Source organism: uncultured Streptococcus sp. (assembly GCF_915066115.1).
Taxonomy (GTDB): domain Bacteria; phylum Bacillota; class Bacilli; order Lactobacillales; family Streptococcaceae; genus Streptococcus.
This window is the reverse complement of the sequence record NZ_CAJZDT010000057.1, coordinates 1-10,952: the sequence shown is the minus strand read 5'-3', so window position 1 is coordinate 10,952 and position 10,952 is coordinate 1. Positions and strand designations below refer to the sequence as shown.

The following is a 10,952-nucleotide window of genomic DNA, read 5'->3' as shown; positions in this document are numbered from 1 at the left end:
AGGAAGTGCAGCAAGTCAAGCAGCCCTAGCAGCAGGCCTAGCTCTTCTTGGTTGGAGTGCAGGTCTAGTGGCCACTAAAGGTAAAAAAGAAGACTAGAAATTTTGATACTTTCGTTATCATTAAAGAGTGGAGAGAAACTCTTGTCTTAGATAGAAGATAAATCCCTTGGAATATAAGTTTCTAAGGGATTTTCTTTGTATAAAATTGTATAGTGTTATTATCTACCTTATTTTGTAGAGAAAGCAAAAATCCCTAGAAAATGTTTAGGGATTCAATTATTTCATTAAGAACAATTCAACAATCATCTCGATATACATGACAAGGGTTACTAAAAATCCTGCACGCCAGAAAAATTTGATGAATTTAGGATAGTAAAAACTGCGTTTTTTCAAAAGGAAGAAAAAAACGAGAATAATGGCTAGGAGTGAGAGGGCTAGGCCTAGTCTAGGGAGGAAATTATGGGTAAAGGTTTTAGCTGTAATCAAGTAATACTCAAATACCAAGACTGGAAAAGCCAAATCCGCAAAGTTTCGTCCTAGTTTTTTTAATCTAAAAAGTTTGGTTATGATAATGCAGACGACTAAGGTCAGTATCAATAATAAAATAGATGCTAATTTCATTAAAATCATATCCATATTGTATCATAAAAAATCGCTAATGGAAACGAGAAACAGAGGAATTTATAGGAAAGTCAGGCTTTTGAGATTGTGGGTGTTTTTTGTTATAATGAAAGTTATGAAATCTTATAACACCTTGAATGATTATTATCGAAAACTCTTTGGAGAAAAGACCTTTAAAGTTCCTATTGATGCGGGATTTGACTGTCCCAATCGTGATGGAACTGTGGCTCATGGGGGTTGTACTTTTTGTACGGTTTCCGGTTCTGGAGATGCCATTGTGGCACCAGATGCGCCTATTCGTGAGCAATTTTATAAGGAAATTGACTTTATGCACCGTAAGTGGCCGGATGTGCAGAAGTATTTGGTTTATTTTCAAAATTTTACCAACACCCATGAAAAGGTGGAAGTTATTCGGGAACGTTACGAGCAGGCCATCAATGAGCCAGGTGTAGTAGGAATCAATATCGGAACGCGGCCAGACTGTTTACCAGACGAAACCATCGAGTATTTGGCTGAATTATCGGAGCGTATGCATGTGACGGTTGAATTGGGCTTGCAGACTACTTATGAAGCAACCTCTGACTTGATTAATCGTGCCCACTCTTATGAGTTGTATGTGGAAACGGTCAAGCGTTTGAGAAAGTATCCCAAGATTGAGATTGTTTCCCATCTGATCAATGGACTTCCTGGTGAAACCCATGAGATGATGATTGAAAATGTCCGTCGCTGTGTCACGGATAACGATATTCAAGGGATTAAGTTGCACTTGCTTCACCTCATGACCAATACACGGATGCAGCGAGATTATCACGAGGGGCGTTTGCAACTGATGAGTCAGGATGAGTATATCAAGGTTATCTGTGACCAACTGGAAATCATTCCTAAGCATATCGTCATCCACCGAATCACGGGAGATGCACCTAGGGATATGCTGATTGGTCCTATGTGGAGCCTCAATAAATGGGAAGTGCTAAATGCTATTGAAACTGAAATGCGACGTCGTGGAAGTGTCCAAGGATGCAAGGCTGTAAAACAGGAGTTTGAAAATGAAAAGACCACTTGAAATGGCCCATGATTTTTTGGCTGAGGTAGTGACTCAGGATGATATCGTAGTGGATGCGACCATGGGAAATGGTCATGACACGCTTTTTTTAGCTAAGTTAGCCAAGCAAGTCTATGCCTTTGATATTCAGGAACAAGCCTTGGAAAAGACTCAAGAGCGTTTGGACCAGGCTGGAATGACAAATGCCCAGTTAATCTTGCAAGGCCATGAGACACTGGACCAGTTTGTGACAGAAGCCAAGGCAGGGATTTTTAATCTGGGTTATCTGCCGTCAGCTGATAAGTCCGTCATCACCCAACCTCAGACAACTATTGAAGCCTTAGAAAAGCTGTGTCGCTTGCTTGTCAAAGGTGGAAGGATTGCTATTATGATCTACTATGGTCATGAAGGTGGCGACCTCGAGAGGGATGCTGTCTTGGATTTTGTTATCCAGTTGAACCAACAAGAGTACACGGTTGCCATCTACCGAACCCTGAACCAAGTCAACAACCCACCATTTTTAGTTATGATTGAAAAATTAGAGAGATATAGACATGGATAAACAATACTTACGTGAAAAACTGGATGCCATGCGCCAGAATTTTGTCGAGTCCACCCACCACGAACGTGCGGTGGGGGTGTTAGACCAAGCGCATATGAGCAAAAAAATGCTTAAAATCAAGAAAAAATTAGTAGCTCTTGAAATGGAACGGTGTCAAAGAAAAATTGAGCACAAAGACTGTTCCAAGATTGACCAAAAAATCAAAGAGCAGAAGGAGATATTTGAATCCTGTTGTAAAAAAGACTAAGGAGGAATTGCGTGGAATTACTGATTTACCTCATCCTATTTTTACTGGTCTTGATTGTTTCAAGTACAACCAATAAGCTTCTGCCCTTTTTGCCTCTTCCCTTGGTGCAAATTCTTTTGGGAATTGTGATTGGTCTCTTTTTACCCAATACCGACTTTCACCTTAATACGGAGTTGTTTTTGGCACTGGTTATCGGGCCCTTGCTTTTCCGAGAGTCCGAAGAAGCGGATATTACGGCTATTTTAAAACACTGGCGAATCATTGTCTATCTCATATTTCCAGTGATTTTCATCTCGACCCTGAGTTTGGGTGGCTTGGCCCATCTTCTTTGGCTCAGCCTTCCCTTGGCAGCTTGTTTGGCTGTTGGGGCAGCCCTTGGCCCTACGGACTTGGTTGCCTTTGCCTCTCTTTCGGAGCGCTTTAGCTTTCCTAAGCGCGTGTCCAATATCCTTAAGGGTGAAGGACTCTTGAATGATGCATCAGGTTTGGTGGCCTTTCAGGTAGCTTTGACAGCTTGGACAACGGGAGCCTTTTCCCTTGGGCAAGCGAGTAGTTCGCTCATCTTTTCAATTCTAGGCGGTTTTTTAATTGGATTTTTAACAGCCATGACCAATCGTTTTCTCCATACTTTTTTGTTAAGTGTGCGCGCAACGGATATTGCCAGCGAACTTTTATTAGAATTGAGTTTGCCTCTGGTGACCTTCTTCCTAGCAGAAGAAGTACACGTTTCAGGGATTATTGCTGTTGTAGTAGCAGGGATTTTAAAGGCAAGTCGCTTTAAGAAAATCACGCTTCTCGAAGCCCAAGTGGATACGGTGACTGAGACAGTCTGGCATACAGTGACCTTCATGCTCAACGGTTCTGTCTTTGTGATTTTGGGAATGGAGTTGGAAATGATAGCAGAACCTATCTTGACCAATCCAATCTATAATCCCTTACTCTTGCTGGTGTCTCTTGTCGTTCTTACCTTTGTCCTCTTTGCCATTCGTTTTGTCATGATCTATGGCTATTATGCTTATAGGACCCGACGCCTCAAGAAAAAGTTAAATAAGTATATGAAGGATATGCTTCTCTTGACCTTCTCAGGTGTCAAGGGAACGGTGTCGATTGCTACAATTCTTCTGATACCAAGTGATTTAGAGCAGAAATATCCAATCTTACTTTTCCTTGTCGCAGGTGTGACGCTGGTAAGCTTTTTAACAGGTCTCTTGGTCTTGCCTCATCTTTCTGATGAACAGGAAGAAAGCAAGGACTATCTCATGCATATCGCCATTTTGAATGAAGTGACGATAGAGTTGGAAAAAGAGTTAGAAGATACCAGAAATAAACTTCCCCTCTATGCGGCTATCGATAACTATCATGGTCGTATTGAAAATCTCATTTTGAGTCAAGAAAATAAGAGCGCTCAAGAAGACTGGGAGGCCCTGAAACTTCTTATTCTCAGTATTGAGAGTGATGGATTGGAACAGGCTTATGAAGAAGGCAAGATGAGTGAGCGTGCTTATCGGGTCTACCAACGTTATCTGAAAAACATGGAACAAGGTATCAATCGCAAGTTTGCTTCAAGATTGACCTATTATTTCCTTGTTTCCTTGCGGATTTTACGTTTTCTCCTTCACGAAGTCTTTACCTTTGGAAAGACCTTCCGCAGTTGGAAAAATGAAGAATCTAAGAAACTCAGAGCCCTTGACTATGACCAAATTGCAGAGCTCTATCTAGAAAATACAGAGATGATTATCGAAAGTTTGGAGAATCTAAAAGGAGTTTATAAGAGTTCCTTGATTAGCTTTATGCAGGATTCTCGTCTCCGAGAAACAGCTATCATCACCAGTGGTGCCTTTGTTGAACGGGTTATCAATCGCGTCAAGCCCAACAATATCGATGAAATGCTGAGAGGCTATTATCTGGAGCGCAAATTGATTTTCGAATATGAAGAGAAACGATTGATTACGACCAAGTATGCCAAGAAATTACGACAAAATGTGAATAACTTAGAGAACTATTCCTTGAAGGAAGCTGCCAATACCCTGCCTTATGATATGATGGAATTGGTAAGAAGAAATTAATCAAGATTGTAAGTGAAGGAGTGTGACATGAAAAAGTGGTGGAAAGAGCTGATAGACAAGCCTTTAGTAAAAGCTTTTTTGCATTATTATCAAGCATCAGATAGTGAGTTGACCAGTGTCGCGGTAGCCTACTATTGGTTGATTTCGATTTTTCCCCTTCTTTTGGTGGTGGTCAATATCCTCCCTTATTTTCAGATTCCAGTTTCCAATTTTTTAAAGGTTGTCAATGAATTTTTGCCGGAAACCATGTATGATGTGGTCGCAAAGATTATTACAGAGGTGCTGACCCAACCTTCAACGGGTTTGTTGAGTTTTGCGGTTTTGTCAGCCCTCTGGACCTTTTCAAAATCCATGAACTTCTTGCAGAAAGCCTTTAATAAAGCTTACGGAGTAGCTAAAAATCGTGGAATGATTTCTCATCAGCTCATGAGTTTGTTTGTCAGTTTTGGTCTGCAGATTCTCTTTGCTTTAGCTCTCTTTCTGAGTGTCTTTGGTCGCATGCTCCTCAACCTTATCAAAAGCTACTGGCAATCGGATAGTCCTCTCTTTGCTTATCTGCAAGACCTGACAGGCCCCTTGGTCTATGCCTTGATTTTTGCCATCTTGGTTATGATTTATTATTTCCTGCCCAATGTTAAGGTGCGACGAATTCGACATGTATTGCCAGGTAGTACCTTTGTCTTGTTGACTCTGGTATTACTGCTCAATATTTTTTCAGTCTATGTCAACAACTATGTTAATCACCTCGTGGACGTCCGTTTCTTCAGTTCCATCGTCGTGGTGGTTATGATGTTTTGGTTTATTCTCATCGCTAAGATTTTGATTGTCGGAGCAGTGATCAATGCCAGTGTTCAGAGTTTGAAAGATCCGAGTTAGAGAACAGACTAATTCTTTATCCATAACAAAACGCATACTATCGAGGTTTTATCGCCTGATAATATGCGTTTTTTGATTTTGGAAATTAATAGATAAACATGGCATCACCAAAACTAAAGAAGCGGTAGTGTTCTTGGATGGCATGGTGGTAGGCATCTAAGACTAATTCACGACCTGCAAAAGCAGAAACCAGCATAACCAGAGTTGATTTTGGCAGGTGGAAGTTGGTTGAAAAGGCATCTACAACCTTCCATTGGTATCCAGGTTTGATAAAGATATTGGTCCAGCCAGAATCTGCTTGGATTTGCCCATCAAATTTGGAACCGATAGTCTCCAGTGTGCGGATTGAAGTGGTTCCAACAGCGATGACACGACCACCATTTTCCTTAACAGTGCGAAGGGTGGCAGCTGCTTCCTCAGAAAGTTGATAGAATTCTGAGTGCATTTCGTGTTCGTCCAGATTATCCACAGAAACAGGTCTAAAGGTTCCGAGCCCGACATGGAGAGTCAAATAGACCAGATGAACACCTTTAGCTTGGATTTCTGTCAGCAGTTCTTTGGTGAAGTGCAATCCAGCAGTCGGTGCAGCAGCAGAGCCACTTTCCTTGGCGTAGACGGTTTGATAGCGTTCACGGTCATCCAGTTTTTCATGGATATAAGGTGGTAGTGGCATTTCTCCCAGACTTTCCAAAACTTCTAGGAAAATTCCTTGGTATTCAAAGCGGACAATACGACCCCCATGGGTCAATTCTTCTGTCACGACAGCGCTGAGGCGACCATCACCAAAGCTGACACGAGTACCGACCTTGAGGCGTTTGGCAGGTTTAGCCAGCACTTCCCACTCATCTCCAGCAGTGTTTTTGAGTAGGAGAAGTTCCACATGACCTCCTGTCTCCTCTTTTTGACCATAGAGGCGGGCAGGGAGAACGCGGGTGTCGTTCATTACAAGGGCATCACCAGGTTCCAGCATATCAATAATAGAGTGGAAGTGTTTATCCTGCATTTCTCTCGTCTCACGATTGACGATAAGGAGTTTAGAGGCATCTCGTTTTTCAAGAGGTGTTTGGGCAATCAATTCTTCTGGCAAGTGGAAATCAAAATCAGCTGTATTCATATATCTCTTCATTCTTTCTAAGTTCTAATCCTATCCATTATAACATGTTTCAAGTTTGGACGCTCTTTTTTTAGAAATTAAATCGTTTTCACTTGACAAAAATTGGTCTATACCATATAATGAATATAGATTAAAACGGAGGATAAAAAGATGAAAGTTATTAAAGTTGAAAACCAAATCGAAGGTGGAAAAGTTGCTTTTGAGATTTTGAAGGAGAAATTAGCCAATGGCGCTCAAACATTGGGACTTGCGACAGGAAGTAGCCCACTTGAATTTTACAAGGAAATCGTTGAAAGTGACCTTGATTTTTCAAATCTAACCAGTGTCAACCTTGATGAGTATGTAGGACTTGATGGGGACAACCCACAGTCTTATCGTTACTTCATGCAGGAAAACTTATTCAACCAAAAACCATTTAAAGAAAGTTTCTTGCCTCGTGGGGTTAAGGATAATGCTGAAGAAGAAGTTGAACGCTACAATCAAATTTTAGCTGACCATCCTGTTGATCTCCAAATCTTGGGAATCGGTCGCAATGGACATATCGGCTTTAATGAGCCTGGCACTCCATTTGACAGTCAAACACACCTTGTAGAACTTGACCAGTCTACTATCGAAGCCAATGCTCGCTTCTTTGATAAAATTGAAGACGTTCCAACCCAAGCTATCTCAATGGGGATTAAAAACATCTTGGATGCCAAGTCAATTATTCTCTTTGCTTACGGTGAATCAAAAGCAGAAGCTATTGCCGGAACAGTGTCTGGACCAGTGACTGAGAGTCTACCAGCAAGTAGCCTGCAAAATCACCCTGATGTGACGATTATTGCGGATGCTGAAGCGCTCAGCTTGCTTGAAAAATAAAAAGCAATGTTCTATTGAACGCTTTCAAGACTTGTATAAATGGAAGAAAAAATCAAAATTAAACCGCATTTTTTCTTGACAATTATTCCTTTTACGTGTAAAATAGAATAGATCTTGAACTTGAAGGGAGTGAAAAAAATGTCTAAAACAGTAGTACGTAAGAATGAATCTCTTGACGACGCACTTCGTCGTTTCAAACGTGCGGTTACTAAAGCTGGTACTCTTCAAGAAACACGCAAACGTGAATTCTATGAAAAACCTTCTGTAAAACGTAAACGTAAATCAGAAGCAGCTCGTAAACGTAAAAAATTCTAATTAGAACTGAAAGGCTAGAGAAATCTAGTCTTTTTCTATTAAATAAATACTCCAAAGCCTGCAAAAATCTCAAATATCCTCCTACAATTTGATATAATAGAGAGAAGAACTCATTTGAAGGAGGAAATGATGTCGGTTTTAGTAAAAGAAGTGATTGAAAAGCTTAGACTAGATATTGTCTATGGCGAACCAGAATTGCTTGAAAAGGAAATCAATACAGCGGATATTATGCGACCTGGTCTTGAAATGACAGGCTATTTTGACTACTATACACCAGAGCGAATCCAACTCTTGGGAATGAAGGAGTGGTCCTATCTCGTTTCGATGTCCTCTCACAACCGTTACCAAGTCTTGAAAAAAATGTTTCTACCTGAGACACCTGCGGTTATTGTTGCCCGTGGTTTGGTGGTTCCGGAGGAGATGCTAAAGGCAGCTAGAGAATGTAAGATTGCCATCTTAACTAGTCGTACAGCAACCAGTCGTTTATCTGGAGAGTTATCTAGTTATCTGGATTCACGTTTAGCAGAACGTACTAGTGTGCACGGTGTCTTGATGGATATTTATGGAATGGGTGTCTTGATTCAGGGAGATAGTGGTATCGGTAAGAGTGAGACAGGTTTAGAGCTTGTCAAACGTGGTCACCGCTTGGTAGCTGATGACCGTGTCGATATCTTTGCCAAGGATGAGATTACTCTTTGGGGTGAACCAGCTGAAATCTTGAAACACTTGATTGAAATTCGTGGTGTTGGGATTATCGATGTTATGAGTCTCTACGGTGCGAGTGCGGTCAAGGATTCTTCACAAGTCCAGCTAGCCGTTTACCTGGAAAATTACGATACGCATAAGACTTTTGATCGTCTTGGAAACAATGCCGAGGAAATAGAAATTTCTGGCGTAGGCATTCCTCGTATCCGCATTCCAGTTAAAACTGGTCGTAATATCTCTGTCGTGATTGAGGCAGCTGCCATGAATTATCGTGCCAAGGAAATGGGCTTTGATGCGACTCGTTTGTTCGAAGAACGTTTGACAAATCTCATTGCTCAGAACGAGGTGCCTAATGCTTGATCCAATTGCTATTCATCTAGGCCCTCTAGCCATTCGTTGGTATGCCTTGTGTATTGTGACAGGCTTGATTCTTGCGGTTTATTTGACCATGAAAGAAGCACCTAGAAAGAAGATCATACCAGACGATATTTTAGATTTTATCTTGATTGCTTTTCCTCTGGCAATTTTAGGAGCTCGTCTCTATTATGTTATTTTCCGTTTTGATTACTATAGTCAGAACTTGGGAGAGATTTTTGCCATTTGGAATGGTGGTTTGGCCATTTACGGTGGTTTGATTACAGGGGCTCTTGTCCTCTATGTCTTTGCTGATCGTAAACTCATCAATACTTGGGATTTTCTAGATATTGCGGCGCCTAGCGTTATGATTGCTCAAAGTCTGGGACGCTGGGGTAATTTCTTTAACCAAGAAGCCTACGGTGCAGTAGTGGATAATCTGGATTATCTACCTGGTTTTATCCGTGACCAGATGTATATTGAGGGGAGCTACCGTCAACCGACCTTCCTTTATGAGTCTCTATGGAATCTTCTTGGATTTGCCTTGATTCTGATTTTTAGACGAAAATGGAAGAGTCTCAGACGAGGTCATATCACTGCCTTTTACTTGATTTGGTATGGTTTCGGTCGTATGGTCATCGAAGGCATGCGAACAGATAGTCTCATGTTCTTTGGCCTTCGAGTGTCTCAATGGCTATCAGTTGTCCTTATCGGTCTCGGTATTTTTATCATTCTATATCAAAATCGAAAGAAGGCCCCTTACTATGTTACAGAGGAGGAAAATTAAATGTTAGAAGTTGCATATATTCTTGTAGCCCTTGCTTTGATTGTATTTTTAGTGTATCTAATCATTACTGTACAAAAGCTTGGACGTGTTATCGATGAAACAGAGAAGACGATTAAAACCTTGACTTCAGATGTGGATGTGACCTTGCATTATACCAATGAATTACTGGCTAAGGTCAATGTCTTGGCAGATGATATCAATGTCAAGGTGGCAACGATTGATCCACTCTTTAGTGCAGTTGCAGATTTATCTCTATCTGTTTCAGACCTCAATGACCATGCGCGTGTCTTGAGCAAGAAAGCTTCCTCAGCTGGTTCAAAAACACTTAAGACTGGTGCAAGTTTGTCAGCTCTTCGTCTTGCAAGTAAATTTTTCAAAAAATAAAAAAGGAGAATTCTTATGGGTAAACTATCCTCAATCCTTTTAGGAACCGTTTCAGGTGCAGCTCTTGCCTTGTTTTTAACAAGCGACAAGGGCAAACAAGTTTGCAGTCAGGCTCAAGATTTTCTAGATGATTTGAGAGAAGATCCTGAGTATGCCAAGGAGCAGGTCTGTGAAAAACTGACAGAAGTCAAGGAGCAGGCTACAGATTTTGTTCTTAAAACCAAAGAACAGGTTGAGTCAGGTGAAATCACTGTGGACAGCGTACTTGCTCAAGCCAAATCATGTGCTCGTCAAGCGACAGAAGCATCAAAAGATCGATTCAATAATCTCAAGGAGCAATGGCAAGAAAAGGCCGAAACCCTTGATGAATCAGAAGAGATTGTTATTGACATAACAGAAGAATAAACCATCACCATCTCTGGACGGACTATGTATCTGGGGATGGTGATTTTTTTCTCGTAGCCTGTCTTTGTGGTATAATAAGTACTATGCAGAAAAAACCAACGTCAGCCTATGTGCACATCCCGTTTTGTACCCAGATTTGTTATTATTGTGACTTTTCAAAAGTTTTTATCAAGAATCAGCCGGTAGATAGTTATTTGGAACATCTGTTAGAAGAGTTTCAATCTTATGATATTCAAAAGTTAAGAACCCTCTATATTGGTGGTGGAACACCGAGTGCATTAAGTGACGAACAACTTCATCGTTTACTAACTGCATTAAGAAATAAAATTCCACAACAACTGCGTGAATTTACTTTTGAAGCAAACCCTGAGGATCTTGTTGATTCTCGGGTTGCTTTGGTAAAAGAGTACGGAGTTGACAGAATAAGTATGGGTGTTCAAACTTTTAATGATGAACTTCTTAAGATATTAGGACGTGGTCATGTTGCAGGAGATGTAGATATGGCTATTACTAATTGTAAAAAGTATGGAATTAAAGATATTAATGTCGACTTAATGTTTTCATTGCCGAAACAGACTATGGAAGACTTATTTGATAGTATGAAAAAGGTTGTGGA

General features: G+C 40.8%; 13 protein-coding genes and 1 pseudogene. 12 read left to right on the top strand and 2 right to left on the bottom strand.

The features are described from left to right. Positions 1-276: 276 nt before the first annotated feature. Positions 277-636 (bottom strand): DUF3397 family protein, encoded by a 360-nt coding sequence (locus QZ565_RS05275; RefSeq protein WP_084862492.1) that lies wholly within the window; start codon positions 634-636, stop codon positions 277-279. 91 nt (positions 637-727) lie between these two features. Here QZ565_RS05275 and QZ565_RS05270 point away from each other — a divergent pair, with 91 nt between their 5' ends. Genes QZ565_RS05270 through QZ565_RS05250 form a run of 5 tightly spaced genes read left to right on the top strand, consistent with a single transcriptional unit; the run spans position 728 to position 5,414 of the window. Continuing rightward, positions 728-1,684: a TIGR01212 family radical SAM protein gene (locus QZ565_RS05270; protein WP_295526545.1), complete on the top strand. Its 957-nt coding sequence runs from the start codon at positions 728-730 to the stop codon at positions 1,682-1,684. Beyond that, positions 1,668-2,225, top strand: a complete 558-nt coding sequence (locus QZ565_RS05265; RefSeq protein ID WP_295526542.1) for a class I SAM-dependent methyltransferase — start codon at positions 1,668-1,670, stop codon at positions 2,223-2,225. Before QZ565_RS05270 ends, QZ565_RS05265 begins: the two co-directional genes overlap by 17 nt. Continuing rightward, positions 2,218-2,472, top strand: coding sequence for a hypothetical protein (locus QZ565_RS05260; RefSeq protein WP_000361085.1), 255 nt, complete (start codon positions 2,218-2,220; stop codon positions 2,470-2,472). Before QZ565_RS05265 ends, QZ565_RS05260 begins: the two co-directional genes overlap by 8 nt. 11 nt (positions 2,473-2,483) lie before the next feature. Further along, positions 2,484-4,538 carry a sodium:proton antiporter gene (locus QZ565_RS05255; RefSeq protein WP_295526527.1) on the top strand — a complete coding sequence of 685 codons (2,055 nt, stop codon included), beginning with the start codon at positions 2,484-2,486 and terminating at the stop codon, positions 4,536-4,538. A gap of 27 nt (positions 4,539-4,565) precedes the next feature. Beyond that, positions 4,566-5,414, top strand: a complete 849-nt coding sequence (locus QZ565_RS05250) for a YihY/virulence factor BrkB family protein (RefSeq protein WP_295526523.1) — start codon at positions 4,566-4,568, stop codon at positions 5,412-5,414. An 85-nt stretch (positions 5,415-5,499) separates the two neighbouring features. Here QZ565_RS05250 and queA read toward each other — a convergent pair whose 3' ends face one another. After that, entirely contained in the window at positions 5,500-6,528 is a 1,029-nt protein-coding gene (queA, locus tag QZ565_RS05245) for a tRNA preQ1(34) S-adenosylmethionine ribosyltransferase-isomerase QueA (protein WP_295526520.1), read from the bottom strand. Positions 6,529-6,678: 150 nt separating this feature from the next. On the opposite strand from queA, the gene QZ565_RS05240 reads away from it, so the two are divergent. From QZ565_RS05240 to QZ565_RS05210, 7 genes and pseudogenes are all read left to right on the top strand, one after another. Beyond that, positions 6,679-7,386: a glucosamine-6-phosphate deaminase gene (locus QZ565_RS05240; protein WP_247940991.1), complete on the top strand. Its 708-nt coding sequence runs from the start codon at positions 6,679-6,681 to the stop codon at positions 7,384-7,386. A gap of 138 nt (positions 7,387-7,524) precedes the next feature. Then, entirely contained in the window at positions 7,525-7,701 is a 177-nt protein-coding gene (gene rpsU, locus QZ565_RS05235) for a 30S ribosomal protein S21 (RefSeq protein ID WP_000048054.1), read from the top strand. Positions 7,702-7,830: 129 nt separating this feature from the next. After that, positions 7,831-8,766: an HPr(Ser) kinase/phosphatase gene (gene hprK / locus QZ565_RS05230; RefSeq protein WP_201058953.1), complete on the top strand. Its 936-nt coding sequence runs from the start codon at positions 7,831-7,833 to the stop codon at positions 8,764-8,766. Further along, entirely contained in the window at positions 8,759-9,547 is a 789-nt protein-coding gene (gene lgt / locus QZ565_RS05225) for a prolipoprotein diacylglyceryl transferase (RefSeq protein ID WP_295526514.1), read from the top strand. The genes hprK and lgt overlap by 8 nt, the downstream gene beginning before the upstream one ends. Continuing rightward, positions 9,548-9,974, top strand: a pseudogene (locus QZ565_RS05220) (DUF948 domain-containing protein). It begins immediately after the preceding gene. Further along, a complete protein-coding gene (locus tag QZ565_RS05215; protein WP_000517381.1) occupies positions 9,947-10,336 on the top strand; it encodes a YtxH domain-containing protein in 390 nt (129 codons plus the stop codon). Before QZ565_RS05220 ends, QZ565_RS05215 begins: the two are co-directional and overlap by 28 nt. An 83-nt stretch (positions 10,337-10,419) precedes the next feature. Next, a partial coding sequence (locus QZ565_RS05210) for a radical SAM protein (protein ID WP_295526511.1) occupies positions 10,420-10,952 on the top strand: 533 nt, incomplete at its 3' end.

What these genes read in the sequence shown, in the direction of transcription:
- QZ565_RS05275 (WP_084862492.1), bottom strand. Translation starts at nt 636, where the DNA reads ATGGATATGATTTTAATGAAATTAGCATCTATTTTATTATTGATACTG.
- QZ565_RS05270 (WP_295526545.1), top strand. Translation starts at nt 728, where the DNA reads ATGAAAGTTATGAAATCTTATAACACCTTGAATGATTATTATCGAAAA.
- QZ565_RS05265 (WP_295526542.1), top strand. Translation starts at nt 1,668, where the DNA reads ATGAAAAGACCACTTGAAATGGCCCATGATTTTTTGGCTGAGGTAGTG.
- QZ565_RS05260 (WP_000361085.1), top strand. Translation starts at nt 2,218, where the DNA reads ATGGATAAACAATACTTACGTGAAAAACTGGATGCCATGCGCCAGAAT.
- QZ565_RS05250 (WP_295526523.1), top strand. Translation starts at nt 4,566, where the DNA reads ATGAAAAAGTGGTGGAAAGAGCTGATAGACAAGCCTTTAGTAAAAGCT.
- queA (WP_295526520.1), bottom strand. Translation starts at nt 6,528, where the DNA reads ATGAATACAGCTGATTTTGATTTCCACTTGCCAGAAGAATTGATTGCC.
- QZ565_RS05240 (WP_247940991.1), top strand. Translation starts at nt 6,679, where the DNA reads ATGAAAGTTATTAAAGTTGAAAACCAAATCGAAGGTGGAAAAGTTGCT.
- rpsU (WP_000048054.1), top strand. Translation starts at nt 7,525, where the DNA reads ATGTCTAAAACAGTAGTACGTAAGAATGAATCTCTTGACGACGCACTT.
- hprK (WP_201058953.1), top strand. Translation starts at nt 7,831, where the DNA reads ATGTCGGTTTTAGTAAAAGAAGTGATTGAAAAGCTTAGACTAGATATT.
- lgt (WP_295526514.1), top strand. Translation starts at nt 8,759, where the DNA reads ATGCTTGATCCAATTGCTATTCATCTAGGCCCTCTAGCCATTCGTTGG.
- QZ565_RS05215 (WP_000517381.1), top strand. Translation starts at nt 9,947, where the DNA reads ATGGGTAAACTATCCTCAATCCTTTTAGGAACCGTTTCAGGTGCAGCT.